This is a genomic window from Reichenbachiella sp. (assembly GCF_965223055.1).
GTDB lineage: Bacteria > Bacteroidota > Bacteroidia > Cytophagales > Cyclobacteriaceae > Reichenbachiella.
This window is the reverse complement of record NZ_CBDCVM010000008.1, coordinates 1-21581: the sequence shown is the minus strand read 5'-3', so window position 1 is coordinate 21581 and position 21581 is coordinate 1. Positions and strand designations below refer to the sequence as shown.

The 21581-nt window shown below is 39.7% G+C and carries 11 protein-coding genes and 1 pseudogene; 10 read left to right on the top strand and 2 right to left on the bottom strand.

The features are described from left to right. Positions 1-236: 236 nt before the first annotated feature. Positions 237-1826 (bottom strand): sodium:solute symporter, encoded by a 1590-nt coding sequence (locus tag ACOQO5_RS07720; RefSeq protein ID WP_420581116.1) that lies wholly within the window; start codon positions 1824-1826, stop codon positions 237-239. Positions 1827-1888: 62 nt separating this feature from the next. Beyond that, on the bottom strand, positions 1889-4150 hold the full coding sequence (locus tag ACOQO5_RS07715) for a glycoside hydrolase family 3 N-terminal domain-containing protein (RefSeq protein WP_420581115.1): 2262 nt from the start codon (positions 4148-4150) through the stop codon (positions 1889-1891). A 165-nt stretch (positions 4151-4315) separates the two neighbouring features. Between ACOQO5_RS07715 and ACOQO5_RS07710 the strand changes: the two genes are divergently transcribed. The 10 genes and pseudogenes from ACOQO5_RS07710 to ACOQO5_RS07665 all read left to right on the top strand — a co-directional run bounded on the left by ACOQO5_RS07710 (position 4316) and on the right by ACOQO5_RS07665 (position 21330). Continuing rightward, complete coding sequence (locus ACOQO5_RS07710; protein WP_420581114.1) at positions 4316-8458, top strand: two-component regulator propeller domain-containing protein; 4143 nt, start codon at positions 4316-4318, stop codon at positions 8456-8458. A gap of 148 nt (positions 8459-8606) precedes the next feature. Beyond that, positions 8607-9977: a hypothetical protein gene (locus ACOQO5_RS07705; RefSeq protein WP_420581113.1), complete on the top strand. Its 1371-nt coding sequence runs from the start codon at positions 8607-8609 to the stop codon at positions 9975-9977. Positions 9978-10011: 34 nt separating this feature from the next. After that, positions 10012-13119: a SusC/RagA family TonB-linked outer membrane protein gene (locus ACOQO5_RS07700; RefSeq protein ID WP_420581112.1), complete on the top strand. Its 3108-nt coding sequence runs from the start codon at positions 10012-10014 to the stop codon at positions 13117-13119. Positions 13120-13137: 18 nt separating this feature from the next. After that, complete coding sequence (locus tag ACOQO5_RS07695; protein WP_420581111.1) at positions 13138-14688, top strand: RagB/SusD family nutrient uptake outer membrane protein; 1551 nt, start codon at positions 13138-13140, stop codon at positions 14686-14688. 85 nt (positions 14689-14773) lie between these two features. Continuing rightward, the gene (locus tag ACOQO5_RS07690; RefSeq protein WP_420581110.1) at positions 14774-18070 is read left to right on the top strand and encodes a VCBS repeat-containing protein; all 3297 of its coding nucleotides are present in this window, start codon (positions 14774-14776) and stop codon (positions 18068-18070) included. Continuing rightward, positions 18067-18822, top strand: coding sequence for a hypothetical protein (locus ACOQO5_RS07685; protein ID WP_420581109.1), 756 nt, complete (start codon positions 18067-18069; stop codon positions 18820-18822). The genes ACOQO5_RS07690 and ACOQO5_RS07685 overlap by 4 nt, the downstream gene beginning before the upstream one ends. After that, positions 18765-18905, top strand: a pseudogene (locus ACOQO5_RS07680) (FG-GAP repeat domain-containing protein); the annotation flags it as partial. The gene ACOQO5_RS07685 and the pseudogene ACOQO5_RS07680, both read left to right, overlap by 58 nt. Before the next feature lie 60 nt (positions 18906-18965). Next, positions 18966-20285, top strand: a complete 1320-nt coding sequence (locus ACOQO5_RS07675; RefSeq protein ID WP_420581108.1) for a CRTAC1 family protein — start codon at positions 18966-18968, stop codon at positions 20283-20285. Next, positions 20269-20841, top strand: coding sequence for a glycoside hydrolase family 16 protein (locus ACOQO5_RS07670; RefSeq protein ID WP_420581107.1), 573 nt, complete (start codon positions 20269-20271; stop codon positions 20839-20841). Before ACOQO5_RS07675 ends, ACOQO5_RS07670 begins: the two co-directional genes overlap by 17 nt. A 36-nt stretch (positions 20842-20877) precedes the next feature. After that, positions 20878-21330, top strand: a complete 453-nt coding sequence (locus ACOQO5_RS07665) for a hypothetical protein (RefSeq protein WP_420581106.1) — start codon at positions 20878-20880, stop codon at positions 21328-21330. Positions 21331-21581: the final 251 nt, after the last annotated feature.

Genomic DNA, 21581 nt, shown 5'->3' with positions numbered 1-21581 from the left:
GAAAGAAGAGTGAAAAGTCACGCTAGTTTTTGTAGCAAATTTCGCTTGTTTTGAAATTATCGAGATTGTCATGCTGTGCATTTGATTGCCTTCAGATGGCACATCTCTCAATAAAGGTTTTGTTGTTTGTAAATCCACTCAGAATTGGCGCTGTCCTATCCAAGACCATTTCATTGCGAATGAGAGCATGGTTTGTTAAATGAAGTAATTTTTTTAGGTGATGCCTCTATTTTTGATCAACTAAAATAAATCCAAATAGAAGCCAGAATGCAAACCAGAATACCAGACAGGATCAAATCCTGGCGTGTATCCACCATGGACATTTTATGGAAGGTCACGCCTTCGATTTGTGCATAGTCTGGGCTTTGAGTTAGCAGGCTTACCAGTATCAGTACCGCCACACAAATCACAAACAAGAAAATGGCGAAATGTAGAAAATTAATGTCACAGAAGTAGAAAAAAGCTCCTTGTAAATCCGTTTTGTTTACTTCACCCACCAGTCTGGCAATGCCTAGCACAAATCCAGTAATCATTGAGGCCATAGCACCTTTGGAATTGAGGCGTTTGAAGAAAATCCCTAACAAGAATACCGCAGCAATCGGCGGTGATATGTATGCCTGTACACTCTGCAAATACTTAAATAACTGATCGGAAATATTGTCTATAAATTGCACCCATATTAAACCAAAAAATACCAGCCCAACGGTGGCTATTCGCCCTACGAGAACTAAATGTTTTTCCGTGGATTCGGGTTTGATTTTCTTATAAATATCGAGCGTGAATATTGTAGAACAAGAATTGAATACTGAGGATAAAGAACTCATCAATGCAGCCAATAATCCAGCCAAGACTAGGCCTTTCAACCCTGCCGGCATGAGTACTTTGATCAGCATAGGCAAGGCATCATCAGGCGTGTTTAGTAGCAGTTCGCCTTTTTGGCTCAAGGCCAATGCAATCACACCAGGGATTACGAAAATAAGGAGAGGTAACATCTTTAGATATCCTCCGAATATACTGCCTTTTCTGGCTTGTTCTATGTTTTTAGCCGCAAGTACGCGCTGCACAATATACTGATCCGTACACCAGTACCAAACGCCCAAAATTGGTGCTCCGAATATGATACCCGTCCACGGGAAGTCCGGATTGGTAATCGGTTTCCAGAGGCTAAAATAACTTGTGTCCAATCCTGCTGTAAATGCCGTCCAGCCTCCCAAATGATACAAACCAACAAAAGTCACTACCAAAGAGCCTGCGATCAAAACAAACATTTGAATCATATCCGTATAAATCACCGCTTTCAGACCTCCAATGGTCGTGTATACACCTGTAATCAAAACAATGACCACGGCCCCTGTCCAAAAGTCCATGCCCATGGCCTGGAAGATGATGCCGCCTGCGGCAATGGTCACAGATATTTTAGTTAGGATATAGGCTATTATAGAAATAACAGAAAGATATGCTCTTGTATTTTTTGAATAACGTTTTTCCAGAAATTCTGGCATGGTGAATACTCCACTTCGAATATAAAAAGGGACAAATACCCAACCTAATAGTAGAAGCACTACGCCAGCGAGCAATTCAAATTGAGCCACCGCTACGCCACTACTGGCAGCTGTTCCGGCCAGACCGATTAAATGCTCAGAACCAATATTGGAAGCAAAAAGTGATGCGCCAATTACAAACCAACCCATGTCTTTTCCGCCAAGGAAATATCCCTTGGAGTCATTGCCATTTTTACTTTTTTTGGCCACTCTGATAGCGATCCAGAAGATGCATACAAAGTATACACCAATGACTGCTATATCTAATAGTTCTAAGTCGAGCATTTGGGTTGCTTAAAATAGATGCCGCCCCTCTCGAGGCGACACCGTGAACGGTATAAAGACCTTTATTTCTTATAAAAGAAACTCTCCTGCTGATCTCCTATCATCAAGGTGAATTCACCTTCTTCAGTCACTCTCTCACTATTCTGATTGATGAACGATAGATCAGCTGTAGCTAGTTGAAAATCTACTTGTGTAGAATTTCCTGATTTGATCTCTATCTTCTTAAATTTCTTTAATCGTTTTTCTCCTGGAGTCACAGAAGCATATAGGTCGGTTACATATAATTCTACGGCAACTTTCCCATCTCTATTACCTGTATTGTTCACAGTTACCGTCACATTGATCTGGTCGTTGGGGCCTAGTGTGGTTTTATCAAGTTTCAGATCACTATAGCTAAATGTAGTGTAACTCAAACCATGACCAAAAGCCCACTGAGGAGCGAAGCCGCCTAAGCCATAGGTATCAGGTTCAGATTCTTTATAGTTTTCAGAATGTTTTCGATCGTACAATACGATGTCGCCTGTGTTTTTAGGATAAGTGAATGGTAGTCTGCCGTTTGGATTGTAGTCTCCAAACAAGATTTCCATAGTAGCCTTCGCGCCTTGACTGGCTGGACGGTAGAGATTCAATATTCCTTTCACACCTGGTTCTACAGACGAGATGACCCTTGGTCGACCTTGTGCCAAAAGTAAAACTACTGGCTTGCCAGTAGCTACTGCCGCCTCTACCAATTGTAATTGATTTTGGTCTAATGTCAGATCATCAATACCTCCTGGAGATTCTGCGTAAGATTTTTCACCTATAGCTAATACTATTGCATCAGCTTTTGAAGCATTCTGCTTCACGAAAGTTGTGCTGGTATTGGTGTCATCATTGTAGTTGGCTACTGCGTTTGTGATCACGTTACCTGCACCAATTTTTTCTATCATGGCATCTTTAAGCGTCAGCGTACCTTCATTGTACGCATCTTCTGCATCCCCTTGCCACGTGTACGACCAAGAACCGTGAAGTGCTCCAATGTTGTTGGCGCCTGGGCCAGTAAGTAATATTTTGGCGTCCTTACTGAGTGGCAATACTTCTCCTTCATTTTTCAATAAAGTGATAGATTCTAAAGCAGCATTCAAGGCGACATCTGTATACTCAGCTTTGCCAAAATTGGCTTTCGCTTCCTCTTCTGGATAAGCATTGTCAAAAAGCCCTAAGTCAAATTTTAGTTTAAGTATTCTGTAAACTGCCCCGTCGATACGTGTCAGGCTTACTTGTCCTTCATTCACCAGCTCAATCAGGTAATTGTAGAATGAATAATCTAAAGGCACCATACTCATGTCAATACCAGCATTCACGGCTAGTTTTACTGCTTCTTTTGGTGTGGCGGCTACTTGATGACGAATATGTAGTCTGATAATATCTTCCCAGTCAGAAACCGCTAATCCTTCAAAGCCTAGCTCATCTCTTAGAATGTCTTGTAGGTAGTATTTGCTAGCATGTACCGGCACGCCGTTTACTTCGCCAGAGTTGATCATTACTGTAGAGGTACCATTCGCCACAGCTGCTTCGAATGGTGGTAAATAGTATTCTCTTAGCTGAATATCTGGAATGTAGGCTGGTGTTCTGTCCTTGCCACTTTGTGGGGTTGAATAACCTATAAAGTGCTTCATACAGCTGGCTACAGCTGTAATATTCTTCAAGCCATCTTCTTCGTAAGCGTTAATGGCTGTACCACCTAGCGTAGACGTAAGGTAGACGTCTTCACCAAACGTTTCTTCAAATCTGGACCATAAGGGCTGACGGCCGATACCCAACGTTGGATCGAAGTTCCAGCGGATACCCGAAGCACGTACTTCCATTCCGGTGATTTTAGCTGACTGAGCTACCAGATCAGCATTTCTGGCTGCCGCCATTCCGATATTATGAGGAAATAGCGTAGATCCTTTAGTATATGAGGTGCCGTGAATCGCATCAATGCCGTAAAGGATTGGAATCTTTAGCTTAGTTTCCTTAGTTGCTATATTCTGGATAGCGATCAGTAACTTATGCCATTGATCAACTGTTAGTGGACTGCCATTTGTATTGAGTATAGACCCAACGTTTTTGTCAATGATGGCTTCTCTTAAAAGATCTACATTCAGTTGTCCATCTTCATGGAATTTACCTAATGTGATTTGTGTCATTTGCCCCACTTTCTGTTCCAAAGACATTTTACTCATCAGTTCGAGTACTTGCGGATCTTTCTTGCTGTTAGATTGTGGTTTTTGCTCACAGGAGTAAAAAAAGCTGAGCGCTAGAATAGGAGCAATATATTTTTTATATTGAAATAACTTCATTGATTCAAAATGTGATTAAAAGTGGTGAATTGAGTCACTTTACAAAACTCATTTATTTATTGCCTAGATCGCTAGGCATATCTCTCAATGAGGAAGGGTAATTGTATCAAGGGTAGGCTGGTGTAATATTTTTTTGAAATATTTACATCTATTAATGTGAGCGGTATGAGAAAATATAAGTTACTGGTATTGGTGCTTGTCTGGCACAGTTTTGCCTGTCTGGGGCAAAATCGAGGAAGTAAATTCATTTCAATAAAACAAGAGTTGTCACAAAACACTGTGGCCTCTATTGTTCAAGATCATAATGGTTATCTATGGATCGGCACTCGCAATGGGTTGAATCGGTTCGATGGAATCAATATGATTGCTTATGAGTATGATGAATTTGACAGTACCAGCCTGAGCAATGATTATATAAGGACAGTTTATGAAGATTCAAATAACCGTTTATGGATAGGAACCATGGGTGGTGGTATCTGTCTTTACAATGAGGATTTGGACAGTTTCGAAAGGTTCAGACCGAAGGGAATGCCAGATTATTTGAAAGAGGCCAGTGTGAAAGGCTTTCTCGAAGATGAAAACAAGAATGTTTGGTTTGGTACAGAAAAATATGGATTACATCATTATAATAGGGTAACCGGTGCTATCAAATCCTACCAAAAAAATTTGGACGACCCATTTAGTATTTCAGCCAATCACATTACCGGTATAGAAAAGGACAATTTTGGGAATTTATGGATTGCTACCTGGGGAGGTGGTATCAACTTGTTTGATCCTAATACTCAGAGGTTTATTCGTTATATGCATGATGAAGAAAGGCCAGAATCTATCGTGTCCAACGTCATCCGAAAATTGTACAAGACAAAGAATGGGGATATTTGGATGGGTACTCATGCTGGATTAGATAAATTGGAATATCACGAAAGTGGTCGATTTATATTTCATCACCAAAAACTAGATACTCAATTAGGAAAGTCTGGGACAAGAGTCATTCTGTCTATTCTCGAAGATGACAATAATCAACTCTGGATCGGCACGGAAAATGGTGGATTAAATGCTATTAGATTAAACACCGGTCAGTCAGTATTGTATACTTTCGATCCGCGCAGGGAATACACGCTTCAGAACAATTCTATATGGAGTTTATATCAGGATAATACAGGAATCATTTGGGTTGGGACCTTCAATAAAGGCATATTCAAAATCGATCCCAATGCCACTAAATTTGAACATATTCAGCATAACCCATATTTCGCTAATTCATTGAGCAATAATGCAGTGAGTTGCTTTGCGGAAGACAAGCATAAAAATGTATGGGTAGGTACAGATGGAGGAGGTTTGAATTACTGGGATATAAAGAAGAACACTTTCACCTCATATTTTGCGCAGTCAGGCGTTGGCTCCATTTCAAAAGATGCTATTCTATCATTATTGTTAGATAGTAATGAAAATCTATGGGTTGGTACCTGGGATGGGGGTGTCAACTTGAAAAGAAAAGGGTCAAATGTCTTCGAAACGTTTAGTATTAACCATCCATTAAATAACAATCAAGGCTATGAAAATGTATTTGCCATTCATGAAGATCGAAAAGGTAGAATTTGGTTCAGTGCTTTTAGAGATGGGTTATTTGCCTATGACCCATCGGATCAGTCATTTATGGGATTCAGTCATGACAAAGACAACCCACACAGTATCAGCTCTGACTATGTGCGGGCAATTTTAGAAGATCGAGAAGGCAATTTATGGATTGGTACAGAAGGGGGAGGCCTTAATCAGATGTTTGAAACGAATGGTCAGTATAGTTTCAAACGTTATATGTTGGATGAGAACAACCCCACAAGTATTTCAAGTAATACTGTTATTTCCCTGAAGGAAGACAAAGAGGGTATTATTTGGGTCGGTACATTTTCAGGCTTAGACAAACTAGTTCCAAATACTGAAGAATTCATTAAGATCGGAAAGAAGCAGGGTCTGCCTAATGAAGTGATATATGGAATTGAGATCGATGAAGAAAGGAATATTTGGGTGAGTTCAAATAGAGGATTGTCAAAGTATAATCAAGATACTGAAGAGATTCAGAATTTCACTAAAGCGGATGGTTTGCAGGGTATGGAGTTTTTCAAGAATTCCAGTTACACTCTTAGGAATGGTGAAATGTTGTTCGGAGGAATTGATGGATTCAACAGGTTTAAACCTGATCAGATCAAAAAAAATGCATATGAACCACCCGTATTTTTTAGTGATTTCAAACTTTACAATCAATCGGTGAAAGTGGGTGAAGAGTCTCCCCTGAAAAAAAACATTCGGAAAACGGAGAAGATCAATTTAACCTACGATCAAAATGATTTCAGTTTTGAATTTGCCGTTCTAAGTTTTTCTCAAACTTCTAAAAACGAATATGCCTATCAACTGGTTAACTACGATGAAGGCTGGCAAAATGTAGGGAATAGAAGAGAGGCATATTATACTAATGTACCACCTGGATATTATGTATTTAAAGTAAAAGGGACTAATAATGATGGAATATGGAGTAGCCGGGAAGCGGCTGTTGAAATAATAATATCCCCAGCTTGGTACAATACTTATTGGGCCTACTCCTTATATATAGTTATTATCACTGCATTACTCGTTTGGGGGATTCAGACCATTGTGAATCGCGAAAGGTTACAGACTCAATTGCAAGTAGAACACATGGAGCTCTCCAAGATGCAAGAGCTAGACGAAATGAAGTCAAGTTTCTTCGCTAATATATCTCATGAGTTTCGTTCACCACTTACTTTGATATTAGGTCCGCTCAAAGCGATGTATGAAAATGTGGAATTCAGCAGCATCAAAGAGCAAGTGAGTATGATGATTAGGAATGCGGAGAGTTTGCTCAATCTGATTAACCAATTACTTGAATTGTCAAAACTAGAATCTGGTAAAATGAGACTAGAGGCAGTGGAGCAGGACGTGACTAAATTTCTAAAGCCGGTGATTCATTCGTTTTCATCATTTGCTGCAAGAAAAAACATCAGCTATAAAGTGACTGTACCTAAGCAGGAAATTGCTCTTTTTTTCGATAGAGAGAAACTAGAAAAAATTGTCGTGAATTTGCTTTCAAACGCATTCAAATATACTGCCGAGTTTGGTCATGTAGAGTTTGAATTGGTAGAATCCAAAGACAAAGTGACCCTCATCGTCAAAGATGATGGAATTGGAATCCCTGAAGATGAGATGGAATATATCTTTAATAGATACTATCGCGTCAGAGACGCGAAAAACAAAAAGAGCAAAGGGACTGGCATTGGCCTTTCTCTGACCAAAGAACTGGTTGAATTACACCGAGGAGAAATTGAACTTGAGAGTAAGGAAAACGAAGGTTCGGTATTCACCGTCCATCTCAATAAGGGAACAGACCACTTGAACCCAGAAGATTTTTCCAACGTGGAAAGCGAATTCAAATATGAAAATCAAGAGCTATTCAAATCCGACCAGCAGGCCAATGCTCAGCCACTGACCGAGAGTCTGGAGAGTTTGGAGGATCAAGAAAAACAGCCTTTGGTACTAGTCATAGAAGACAATAATGATATTCGAGGTTATATCAAGCAGATTCTGGAGCCAGATTACAGGGTAATTGAAGCAGAGAATGGAGTGGATGGCTCTGAATTGGCGCTTGAGCAAATTCCAGATTTGATTATTTCAGATATCATGATGCCTGGCATGGATGGCTTTGAGGTTTGTAAAAAAGTAAAGAACGACACAAAGACCAGTCACATTCCTGTGATATTGCTTACAGCCAAAGCGTCGAACGACAGTGCGCTTGAGGGTTTTGAAAAAGGTGCGGATTATTACATAACTAAGCCATTCAATCCAAAACTATTGGCTTTAAGAGTTCGAAATGTATTGAACATCCACGATCATATCAAAAACAATATAATAAACAGAAAAACGCTTAACATAGAACCTACCAATGTCAAGATCGCATCACGAGATGAAGACTTCATTAAGAAGGCTGTTAAGATCGTAGAGGACAATATGTCCAACTCAGAATTTTATGTAGATGACCTGGGTCGGGAACTAGGCCTCAGTCGAATGCAGTTATATAGAAAGCTGAAAGGCCTGATAGGTCAGTCTGCCAATGAGTTTGTAAGGTCCATAAGATTGAAAAGAGCAGCGCAGCTCATTCGACAGAATCAACTGACGATTTCTGAAATTACTTATCAAGTAGGGTTTAATGATCTCCAATATTTTAGAGATTGTTTCAAAAAACAATTTGGAGTTAATCCTTCTGAATACGCAAGTAATACTGAAGAAAAAACATCTTGAAATAGCCTTCTGGAGTGTTTAAAGGCTATTTGAAACAATTACCATCCGCCTTTGTGACAAATGCCCCACGCAAGAAGGGTAGAGATTAAAGAAGTTTGAGACTCAATTTTTATTAAAACTATTCACTAAAATCAAAAAATTGAAAGGCATGATAAAACTTAGACAAATGAGGGGCAGGCTAATCGGTCTGTCCAAAGTGATTTTATCATCTGCGCTGCTACTGTTCATTACAGTAGCGTGCGAGGATGATGAATCAGGACAAAACACTATAGGCAATGTGCTCTATATCGATGGACCTTCGGGTGTGACGCCAATGTCCACGCAAACTTTTACAGCTTCAGAAGCTGGTGGAAGCATATCATGGTCTGTGACCGGAAATGCTACTTTAGGAACAACTGATGGTTTAACCGCTGAGGTTACTTTCGGTGCTGTAGGTACAGCAACTGTAAATGCAACTGGAAATGGGTTGGAAGGCGCCAGAGCTATTACTATTAACAGTGTAGATGCTGCTCTTCTAGAAGAAGGCGGATCTACTTTTAGTAATGCAAGCGTAAACAACGGAGGAAGCGAGACTATTACTTTAGAGTTTGCTTCGCCTTTAGCTTCTGCACCTACTTTGGCATTTGAAGGGGACTTTACAAATGGTACGATTTCATCAAATCTTGCAGAAGTGGCAGGAAGTGGTATGACTAAGTTCATCGCTACTATTACTGGGGGCACTGGAAATGGCCAGCTTATGGGACGTATGCTAAATGTAACAGCTGCGGCTGATTATGGTGGAGGCGTTGCTGATACGATAAGAGTTGATCTACACGCAGTGGACAATGTTAAACCATTGGCCAAATTCGAAAATCCTGACGAAGTAACTGTTGTAAATAAAGGAGGCTCGGTGAAATTTATGGTTTCAGCGAGTGAAGCAATCAGAGCAGTAAAGGATTCTATGAAATTAGCTCTTGACTATGATGCAGGTTCTGCTGGTACGGATACGCTGCTATTGTTGACTCAATCTGAAGATGATGCGTCTGTTTGGTATACTACATGGACTAACACTGCAGACGGTGATGGAAACTTCACAGCTACATTGGATCAATCTACAGTTATAGATATTGCTAACAATGACGCACTGTGGGATCCGGCAACAAGCATGTTTAATGTTTTAGTGGATAACACTGCACCAACTGCATTTACATTGACCGCTACTGAAACTGATCCGGTAGATGAGCCAAGAGTAGTTGATATTGTGGTTGGACCTGAAGAAGGAGGTTCTACAGTTCATTGGATTTGGTTGCCATACAACTCTCAATTCTTACCTGAGAGTCCTGCCGATTTTGAAGGTGAGGGAGCAGATAATGCAAAATTTGTGGCTTCTGCAGGTAACTTCAAGTTATTCTATTTAGAAGTAGATGCTGCAGGAAATTACGATACAAACACGGATGGCACAGCCAAAGTGAAGCGATTCCCTGCATTGACTGGAGATCAAGAAGAAGGCGACAAGGATGCTTCAATTGAGATCAAGTAATTGGTAGCTATTTCAAATCAAAAAATTAAAAGACATGCATAAAATAAAAATATATAGTGTTGGGCTAAGAGGTCTGATACCCATGTTGCTGATGCTACTGACACTTGCTTCTTTTAGTGTCCAAGCTCAGGAAAGAACAGTATCTGGAATAGTCACCTCGGCTACAACAGGTGAAACTTTACCAGGTGTAAGTGTCCTTATAAAAGGTACTGCAAATGGTACAGTAACTAATTTAGATGGAGAGTATAAGATCTCAGTAAGTTCTGATGAGAACACGCTAGTGTACTCATTCATCGGAATGAAAGCACAAGAGATAGTCGTTGGTGGCCGATCTACTATAGATGTAGGTATGGCAGATGATGTCACTTCATTGGAAGAAATAGTGGTTGTAGGATATGGTTCTCAAAAGAAGAGCGTATTGACTGCTGCGATTTCAAGTGTGAAGGCGGAAGACTTGGCTAATTTCTCTGCAGGATCTGTTGATCAGGCTTTGCAAGGTAGAATGGCAGGTGTGGAAGTGGTTCCTACATCAGGTTCTCCAGGAGCTGGATACAATATCAAGATTAGAGGTGCAGGATCTAATGGTTCTACTCAACCGCTTTATATTGTTGATGGTATGAGAGTGCCAGATATCAACTGGTTGGATCCATTTGAAATAGATGGAATTGAAGTATTGAAAGATGCTGCTTCTGCTGCTATTTATGGAGCGGAAGGTGCTAATGGTGTAGTTTATGTAACTACCAAAAAAGGTGAGAATGGCCCAGGAAAAATCAGTTATGATTTTCAGTTTGGTATCCAAAACCAAAATACGCCATTAGAAGTAATGAATTTAGACCAGTACGAAGAATACAACGCAGAAGCTGGAATTTTTAGAAGAGCAGATGAACAATTACCTTCAAAAGGAACTAATTGGAAAGATGAAATATTCTCATCAGCTCCTCAGCAAAGACATGCTTTAACATTCTCTGGAGGAACAGAAGATACTAAATATTTGATCGGTGGTTATTTCTTGGATCAAGAAGGTATCGTTGGAGGAGATAATGCTTCTATCAAAAGATATGGGTTAAGATTCAATATCAGTCATAAAGTAAATGATTGGGCGAAAATCTCAAGTAATTACTCTTTTGCTCAATTCAAAAGACAGTCTATCCAAGAGAATACAGAATTTGGTGGTATTGTACAAAGTGGTATCGTAATGGATCCTGCTACTCCATTGACTTATGCTAATGGTATTCCACCATGGGTAATTAACCAATACGGTGAGCAGAATTACAAAACTGATGAGAATGGAAATTATTGGGGTATCTCAACTTTAGTTGATGGAGAAAACTCTAACCCAATAGGTAAAATGGCTCAGATCCATGGTGCATTTAATGCCACTGTATTACAAGGTGCTACGGAACTGACCCTTACACCATTTGAAGGATTTGAATTTACTTCAAGATTAGGATTGATCTCAGGTAACTACTACAATCACTACTGGCAAGAATCTTGGTTCTTTAACGATAGAGATACAGAAAGCGCAAGAGTTTCTGATACATATAGTGATTATTTCAACTATCAGTGGGAAAACTTCGCCTCGTATACTAAGAAATTTGGAGAGCACAATTTGAATGTATTGGCAGGTACATCATTCTTCTCTACTGAAAATGGTTATATGACTGGCAACGGAACCACATTATTGAATGCGATTCCTCAGTTGGCATATTTAGATGCAGTGCCAAACCGTATACAAAATACGAATGCTCAGGGTAATAGAAACACAAATACTTTGAGCTCTTACTTCGGTAGAGTAACGTATAACTACAAAGAGAAGTACCTACTAGCTGCAACTTTGAGAGCGGATGGTTCTTCAGTATTGTCTAAAGATAACCGTTGGGGTTACTTCCCTTCAATTTCTGCGGGTTGGGTATTGTCTAGTGAGGATTTCTTCTCTGCTGGGCCTATGAACTTCTTGAAGTTGAGAGCATCTTGGGGACAAAATGGTAGTTTGTCATCTGTAACCAATGTAGGAGCAGGAGCCTCGCTGGCTACTGTGAGTGCTGGATTTATCTATGCAGATGCTACAGGAAATTTCCTAACAGGTGCTGAACCTACTCAGTTAGCTAACCCTAACTTGACTTGGGAAACTTCAGAGCAAACAGATATTGGAATAGACCTTGGATTCTTCGAGGATAGATTGACTTTGTCAGCGGATTATTTCTGGAAGACTACAAAAGATCTATTAACAGTGGGTAGCCCTCCTGCATTTGTAGGAAACCCAGCAGGATTTGTAAACTCTGGTGAGGTATCAAACAAAGGACTTGAAATCGAGATGGGTTATCAAGAGCAAAAAGGCGATTTCAAATATGACATTACCTTGAACTTCACTTCGATCAAAAACGAAGCAACATTTGTTGATCCTAACAAAGAGTTTGAAGCTGGAGCCGACGTAGGTATCGATTGGAATTCTGCTACTGCTATGAAACAAGGATTTCCTATCTGGTACTTCAGAGGTTACAAAACGGAAGGAATTTTCCAAAACCAGGCTGAAGTAGATGCTTATACTGCAAATGTTACAAGTGGTTACACACCAGCTCCCGGAGATCCGATTATTGTAGATTCAGACGGAGATGGAAGTATCACACCTAGTGATTTTGTTCAGATAGGTTCTCCTCATCCAGATTTCATGTTAGGTACTACTATCAAATTGGATTACAAAGGATTTGACTTTAAAGTATTTGCTCAGGGATCTTTTGGACATGAAGTGATCATGGGATTCAACAGAACGGATAGACCTCAAAATAACAAGCCTGTATTCTTCTATGAAGACAGATGGACAGGTGAAGGTTCTACTAACAGCTGGTTTAGAGCAGGTACTGCCGGACAAGCATATACAAGTGATATGATGGTGTTTAATGGTTCTTTCTTCAAAATCAGACAAGTGCAGTTAGGATATAACTTGCCAAGTTCATTATTGGATAAAGCAGGAATTAGCAAATTGAGACTATACGTTTCTTTGGATAACTTCTTCACATTTACAAAGTACAAAGGATTCGATCCTGAAATCGGAGGAAGTAACAATGCGAATAGTTTAGGTATCGACAGAGGATCTTATCCTGTGCCAAAGACATTCGTGACTGGTTTAACGCTACAGTTTTAATATAAAAATATTTAAGACATGAAAAATAAAATAGCAATATTGGGAGTAGCTTCTGCACTGGTTGCAGTAATACTCGCCGCATGTTCTGATCAATTGGAACAAGATGTGAATGGGGTGTCGTCGATAGAGACATTCTACGCTACAGATGATGACGCGCAATTGGCCATCGTAGCAACTTATGATATGCTTACTGCAGATAACTTGTTTGATTGGGCGAGCCCAACCTTCATCAAAACATTACCTTCTGATGAAGGTACTGCTGGAGGGGGTGGTAGTACAGATCAGCCTCGTTATCAACAATTGGATAACTTCACCTGGGATAGCGCAAACCCTGCGGTTCAAGCGACTTGGCAAGTGAACTACTACGGTGTATTTAGAGCTAATATGATTATTGAAAACTTAGCACCTGAAAATGCATTGAGAGAGAGGATCATCGGTGAAGCTAAGGCGCTTAGAGCATACTATTATCTTGAGCTAGTTACTCAATTTGGAGATATTCCTTTAGTGTTAAAAGGATTGGAACCCACTGAATTTAATCAGTCGCGAGTGCCTAAAGCAGATATTTACGCTCAAATTGAAACTGATTTGAATGAAGCAATTGCAGTGCTGCCAAACAAAAGCGATTATTCTGATGCTGATAAATTTAGAATGTCGAAAGGTACTGCTTATGCATTGTTAGGTAAAGTATTACTTTATCAAGCTAGATATGCTGAATCAGCTACTGCTTTTGACAATGTAACTGGGTATTCATTAGTTGACAATTACGCTGATGTATTTACTGAAGCGCAAGAATTTGGTGATGAATCTATCCTGGAGGCTTCTTTCTCTTCTCAAGTACCTTATGATTGGAATTATCCTTGGGGAACAAGATTTGAAAACAACTTGCACGTACAGCTGATGGGTGCTAGAGCAGGATCTACTCCTGAGCTTGGCCTGATAGCAGGTTGGGGATTCAACTATCCTTCAGAAAAATTATGGGATGCATTTAATGCCATGGGCGATACGGAAAGAAGAGACGCTACGATGTTCTCTGAGCAGCAGTACTTAAGTTACAAAAGTACTGACCCTAACTTCGATGGAAGTACTTGGTGGGATTACAACAGATTTTTTAGGTTGAAGTATGGATCTTTCGATGCTGAAACGAACCAGGATGGTGCTCCTAAAGAGTTGAACTATGGTACCAACTGGAGATTGATCAGATATGCTGATGTTCTATTGTTAAGCGCAGAAGCGAAACTTCAAAGTGGTGACAATTCTGGTGCACTAGCTGCTATCAATCAGGTAAGAGCTAGAGCAGGTCTGGCTGGCCTTGGTTCTGTCACTTTGCAAGACATTATTGCAGAAAGATTTGTTGAGCTAGCCTTCGAAGGTCACAGATACTTTGATTTAATCAGATGGGGTGAGGCTATTGCCAATGCAGAATTAGGCGTACAGGTGCCTCCTACATTTACTGATGGTGACCCAGCACACTATGGTGACAACTTTGATTATGCTAAGCACCAGCTATTCCCAATTCCTAATTCGGATATAGCTGCGGCTACTAATATGACTCAAAATCCTGGATATTAATCAAAACGGATTTTTAGCTTGAATTATTTATCCAAAGGCCGCCTTTAGTTTAAAAGGTGGCCTTTGTTTTTGTAAATTGAACGGTATGAAAAGATATATAGCACTTCTAGTAGGAATGGTCTGCCTACTCTCCTGTGAGGAAAAGACAACAACCCAAAACCAAAAAATATTTGAGGCCATTTCACCTTCACATTCAAATGTTAGTTTTTCAAATGACTTGATTGTTAATGATTCTATAAACTTTTTCAAGTATGGCTACTACTATATGGGTGGAGGAGTGTCTATCGGTGATTTAAATGGAGATGGTCTTCAAGATATGTACTTTACTGGCAACAGAGTAAAAAACAAGCTTTATTTAAATAAAGGCAATCTTCAGTTTCAAGATATAACCGAAGTGGCTGGAGTAGCCGCAGATGATCGGTGGATTACAGGTGTAGCCATGCACGATGTCAATGCAGATGGTCTTTTGGATATATCTGTAGCTGTAGCTGGTATTTGGACTTCTACTAAAAACATTCTTTATATCAATCAAGGACTCAATGACCAAGGGATTCCAACGTTCAAAGATGAAGCAGAAGCGAGAGGCGTGGCTGATGAAGGACTAACTATTCAGACTGCATTTTTTGATGCAGATCAGGATGGAGACATCGATATGTATGTAGCCAACTATGAACAGACCTCTTTTGGTACATTAATCCCAGAGTACAAAGAGAAAGTAGATAACCCTCAATGGGAATCATCAGATCACTTGTACATTAATGACGGCTCGGGTTATTACACTGACGGTACGGAAGCGGCAGGCATGTTGAACTTTGGTTTGGCTGTGGGAGTTTTGGCTTCTGATTTCAATAATGATAATCTGACTGACCTATATGTGTCTAATGATTTCAATACGCCAGACAATTTTTATTTCAATAATGGAGACGGCACTTTTACTGACCTTTCTAAAGAAACTATGCAACATACATCCTTTTATGGAATGGGTGTAGACGCTGCTGATGTTAATAATGACGGATTGATGGACTTTACACAAATGGACATGACTCCCGCGGACAACTTCAGATCTAAGGCAAACATGGCAAGTATGGATATTGATGGATTTTGGCAAAACGTAAATGCCGGTTTTCATTACCAATATATGTACAATACACTTCAGTTGAATCAAGGCATCAAGCCAAATGGAAGGCCGTTCTTCGCTGATGTGGCTAAAATGTCCGGCATTGACAAAACAGATTGGAGTTGGGCATGTCTTTTTGCTGATTATGACAACGATGGATTGAATGATCTGTATGTGACCAACGGTACACGCCGTGATATCAACAACAAAGATTTCTTCAAATGGATGGATCGATTGGACATCAAAATGAAGATTAAATACAAAGAATTGACTTTCGCAGATGTAACGGAAAAGTTACCATTTAAGAGAATTGATAATTATATATTCAAAAACCTAGACGGTCAGCAGTTTGAACGAAGCAATGAAGATTGGGGAATTAATTTTGAAGGTTTTTCAAATGGTGCTGCCTATGCAGATTTAGATAACGATGGGGATATTGAATTAGTCATCAATAACATTGATTCGGCTGCAGCTATTTATAAAAACCTGAGCATAGAAAATGGAAATAAAAATTTCGTCAAGGTTAAACTTAAAGGGACTGAAAAAAATCCATTAGGCCTCGGGACCAAGTTGAAACTGTATACTGATAAAGGTGTTCAATATAAAGAGCACACTTTGGTTCGAGGTTATCAGTCTTCTGTAGAGCCTATAATTCATTTTGGAGTCAATGGACAGCTTGAAAAAATGGAAGTAATTTGGCCAAATGGGAAAGTAACGGTTCTAAACGATGTAAAAATGGGAGAACTGATTTCTGTTGAGGCCACTGAAGCCATCGAAAGCAACAATGACAAGATTGAAGCCCAAAAAATGTTTGTGAAAGCCAATATGGAAAGTCTTGATGCCTATTTGAATAAAGAAAATGACTTTGATGATTTCGATTATCAAATTCTACTACCACACAGAATGTCACGATTAGGGCCAGCAGTAGCCAAAGCAGATATCAATCAAGACGGATTGGAAGACTTGTATATTGGTGGTGCCATGAATATACCTGGCCAATTATTCATTCAACAAGCGAATGGAACATTTACCGTTTCTGAATTTATCCCTGCAGATAGTATATATGAAGATGTGTCGGCAGTATTCTTCGATGCAGACAATGATCAGGATATGGATCTGTTTGTAGTAAGTGGAGGAAATGATTCAGAAGAAGGATCAGAGCTTTATATCGATAGACTCTACCTTAATGAATCCGGTATATTTACTAGGAGCGAAGCTTTACCTGACTATCTGGTCAGCGGAGGTGTGGTGCTTCCCTTTGATTATGATAAGGATGGCGATATGGATTTGTTTATTGGTGGTCGACAGCTGCCACGGAAATATCCACTACCTGTTTCTAGCTATGTGCTAGAAAATACTTCTGAGGAAGGTGAGGTAAAGTTTGAACTAAATGAACAAATCGCATTCAATGAATTAGGTATGGTCACTGATGCCACATGGTTAAGTGATGGTCAACTTGTAGTCGTAGGGGAATGGATGCCAATTTCCATGTTTTCATTCGATGGTCAGTCATTTGTAAACCAAACAGAAGAATATGGTTTAAGTGAAACAGTAGGTTGGTGGAATACCGTTGAGAAAGCTGACTTTGACCAGGATGGAGATGAGGATCTGATTGTAGGTAACTTAGGAACGAATTATAAGTATCAGGCCACACCAGAAGAAACCTTCGATATATACGTGGACGATTATGATGCCAATGGCAATATTGATATTGTACTGAGCTACTATCAGGATGAAAGACAGTTTCCGGTCAGAGGCATGCAGTGCAGTTCTCAGCAGATTCCTGATATCAGCAGAAAGTATAAAAACAAATACAATGCTTTTGCTCAGGCAACTTTATCCGATATATATGGTGATCAACACTTGGAAAATAGTCTACATTATAAAGTACAGGATTTCTCAAGTGTATATATGGAGAATTTGGGTAACGGAGACTTTGGTATGAATCCGCTGCCATTTGAAGCTCAAACATCATCATTCAATACGATGGAGATAGCTGACTTCAATGGAGACGGATATTTAGATATTCTAGCCGGAGGAAATCAATTTAATTCAGAAGTGGAAACACCAAGAAACGACGCTTGTTTTGGATGGCTGTTTGCAGGCAATGGAAAAGGAGGCTTCAATTATATAAGTTATGAACAATCAGGGCTATATGTGCCCTATGATATCAGGCATGTTGTGAGGCTTACTGGCAAGGATTCTTATACAACTGCTTTTATTTCTAACAGTGCGCCTATAGTCGTTTATCAAGAAGGGAAATGAGAATATTGCCATACTTAGTTTGTGTGCTATGGATTTTGGTTTCTTGTAACAGAGAAGTTGATCGACGGACACCTTCAACCATAGAAATGACTAAGGAGCTGGATACCTTGGCACAAAAGGCCAGACAAAACAATAACTATCCTTATTTCATAGACAACTTACTCCGCAAGTTAGAGATCAATGTAAAAGGTTTGCCCTATAGCATGCGCTCTGGGCAGTGGTTGGATTATGTATTAGTGTTGCTATTAAAGGGTGATAATGACAAATGTGTTGAGGTGATCGACCAATACTTGAAAGGCAACAGCTTTAATGACGTGAATGTGCAAAGTGTCGACTTCTATAAAGTAAAGGCATTGGCTTATTTACGAAAAGGTGAAATTGAAAATTGTATTCAAAATCACTCAGGACAATCCTGTATCATGCCGATCAAAGGGTCCGGTATTCATATACAAACAGCACCTGTAGAAAGCGCCATAGAGGTATATGAAAAACTGTTGGCCTACGATTCAACAGATATGCAATCAAAATGGTTTCTAAATTTATGTTATCAGGCAGTAGGTAAATATCCAGATCATGTACGCAACGAATTCCTAATTCCTCCAAGCGCTTTCGAATCAGCGCAAGGTTTTCCAGTATTTCCAAACATAAGTATGGAAACGGGAGTGGATCTAAATAACCATGCGGAGGAGCTAGCATTGAAGACTTCAATAATGACGGGCTGCTGGATATCTTTACTACTTCTTACAGCTTAGGCGAGCAGTCCACTTTATATATAAACAACGGGCTGGGAAGTTTTACTGATAGCACAGATCATTATGGTTTAGACGGGATCGTTGGAGGCCTCAATAATATTCACGCAGACTTTAATAACGATGGACTGACGGATATCTACATCATGCGCGGAGCATGGTTGTCTACCAATGGTTTGATACCGAATTCACTTTTGATAAATAAAGGGGGGTATTTTTCGGATGAGACTAAGGCAGCAGGGATGTATCAAAAACAGCCCACTGGTACAGTAGCTGCAGCTGACTTCAATTTGGATGGGCATGTTGATTTATTTGTAGGAAATGAATCTTCTAGTAGGAGAGCTATTTTTCCTTGTCAATTATATATGAATAATGGAGATGGCACATTTACCGATGTAGCAAAAAAGCTGGATTTAGAAATCAATCAGTTTGTAAAAGGTGCCACCTGGGGAGATGTGAATAATGATGGTTTACCAGATTTGTATCTGTCTATCTACGGTCGTAACAATCTGCTCTATATTAATCGAGGAGGAACCAGTCCAGAGGACTGGGTCTTTGAACAGTTGGCTGGCTCGGCTGGAGTAAGCGAACCTGTCATGAGCTTTCCATCATGGTTTTGGGATTATGATCAGGACGGGTGGCAGGATATTATGGTGATAGGTTATGATAACCGCGAGTCTCATTTGATCGCTAGCGAAGTGGCTAAAGATTATTTGGGTAAGCCATTCAAAGGAGAAACACCTCGGCTATACAGGAATAATGGAGATGAAACATTTACTGATGTCACCAATGAGGTTGGATTGGATAAGTTGCTATATGCGATGGGTGGCAATTTTGGTGATCTTAATAATGATGGCTATCCTGATTTCTATTTAGGTACGGGCGAGTTCAATATTTGGGCTACAGTACCGAATCGAGCATTTTTAAATTTGGAGGGTAAACTATTCGCAGATGTCACAACCGCGGGTCAATTTGGGCAAATTCAAAAAGGACATGGCGTAGCCTTTGGAGATTTAGATAATGACGGTGATCAAGATATTTATCACCAAGTGGGAGGAGCAGCAGAAAGTGATGTCTTTCAAAATATGCTTTTTCAAAACCCTGGCTTTCAGAACAACTGGTTGACTTTGGATTTGGAAGGCACTAGCTCCAATTATTCAGCTATCGGCGCGAAAATTGAAGTATTGGTTACTCTTAAATCAGGAGAGCAAAAACGGGTGTATAACTTTATCGGAACAGGAGGGTCGTTTGGAGCAAATACATTAAGAGCAGAGGTTGGTCTAGGAGATGCTTCTGAAGTTGATAAGGTGATCATCTACTGGCCCGATCTTCAGAGAACTATTCAGGAGTTACAAGATGTGAACATGAATCAATTCTACAAAATTAGGCAAGGGGAAAAACCTGAGGTCGTTTCTTTTGAATCACTGGATTTAAAAACAAAAACTAACCATGAACATCATCATTAAACTAACTGTCCTTCTCTTTGTTTCGACGATTAGTTTGGCTCAAAGTGGATACAAACTCGTTTGGTTCGATGAATTTGATTATTCAGGTTTGCCAGACGTAAGCAAATGGAGTTACGACGTAGGAGATGGTTGCCCCAATGTCTGTGGATGGGGAAATAATGAGTTAGAATATTATACTGAAGAAAGACTGGAGAATGCTCGAGTAGAAGATGGACATTTGATCATCACTGCGATTAAAGAGAATATGGGGTCCAAGGCATACAGTTCCGCCAGATTGGTTACCAGGGAGAAAGGCGATTGGACTTATGGAAGGATTGAAGTCAAGGCCATGCTGCCTTCAGGAGTTGGGACGTGGCCGGCCATTTGGATGCTATCTACTGATTGGTCTTACGGTGGCTGGCCGGAGAGCGGTGAAATCGATATTATGGAACATGTAGGGTATGAATCGAATAAAATTTATGGTACTGTACATACAAAGGCTTATCATCATTCTATTGGTACGCAGAAGGGAGGTGAGATCATTATTGAAGATTGTGAAGAAGATTTTCATGTCTAGGCTGTAGAGTGGTCACATAGCAAGATTGATTTCTTTGTGGATGATATTAATTACTTCACTTTTTCAAAAGAAGAGGGGTCAGATAAATGGCCATTTGATCAACGCTTTCATTTGTTGTTGAATATTGCTGTCGGAGGTAATTGGGGAGGAGTGAAAGGTGTAGATGTGTCTGTCTTTCCGCAGGAGATGAAAGTTGATTATGTACGAGTTTACCAGCTTATTAGTAAAACGGATAAGAAGCTGGGTACGGGTGAATTGTTGATGTCACCAAATCCAGCTGATGCAGGACGCTTTACAATCAATTCTCCAGCTACTAATATAGATGTCCTCAAAGTATTTAGTATGTCGGGAAAACAGATTCCTTACAATAAGTCTATTCACCCCGAAGGAGTGGATATTGAATTGAGTAGTACTGGCGAGCAAATGGTTGTGGTCTTATTAGAAAGTAAAAATGGAACCAGAACTTCTAATAAAATATTGTTGGACTAATCAGTCTTTCAAGGCCTTGCAGAGTGTTTTAGGATTTTCTTTGAAACTATTTTAAGAAACTTGTTTTTATTGTTTGGAATTGAGAACAATAGTTATCTATCTTTGCGTCCCGTTTGAGAGAAAGGGATTCCGGAAATGGAATAATTGACATGTTGAGATAATGAATTTCCAGTCTTTTGGAGAGTAAATTTTAAGGTTTAAAAGTTTTTGAAATTAATTCTAAAAGAGGTTAGGATTTAAGAAATTAAGTT

Coding starts and splice junctions, on each gene's coding strand:
- ACOQO5_RS07670 (WP_420581107.1), top strand. CDS start 20,269: ATGAACATCATCATTAAACTAACTGTCCTTCTCTTTGTTTCGACGATT.
- ACOQO5_RS07710 (WP_420581114.1), top strand. CDS start 4,316: ATGAGAAAATATAAGTTACTGGTATTGGTGCTTGTCTGGCACAGTTTT.
- ACOQO5_RS07720 (WP_420581116.1), bottom strand. CDS start 1,826: ATGCTCGACTTAGAACTATTAGATATAGCAGTCATTGGTGTATACTTT.
- ACOQO5_RS07675 (WP_420581108.1), top strand. CDS start 18,966: ATGCGCGGAGCATGGTTGTCTACCAATGGTTTGATACCGAATTCACTT.
- ACOQO5_RS07700 (WP_420581112.1), top strand. CDS start 10,012: ATGCATAAAATAAAAATATATAGTGTTGGGCTAAGAGGTCTGATACCC.
- ACOQO5_RS07685 (WP_420581109.1), top strand. CDS start 18,067: ATGAGAATATTGCCATACTTAGTTTGTGTGCTATGGATTTTGGTTTCT.
- ACOQO5_RS07705 (WP_420581113.1), top strand. CDS start 8,607: ATGATAAAACTTAGACAAATGAGGGGCAGGCTAATCGGTCTGTCCAAA.
- ACOQO5_RS07690 (WP_420581110.1), top strand. CDS start 14,774: ATGAAAAGATATATAGCACTTCTAGTAGGAATGGTCTGCCTACTCTCC.
- ACOQO5_RS07695 (WP_420581111.1), top strand. CDS start 13,138: ATGAAAAATAAAATAGCAATATTGGGAGTAGCTTCTGCACTGGTTGCA.
- ACOQO5_RS07715 (WP_420581115.1), bottom strand. CDS start 4,150: ATGAAGTTATTTCAATATAAAAAATATATTGCTCCTATTCTAGCGCTC.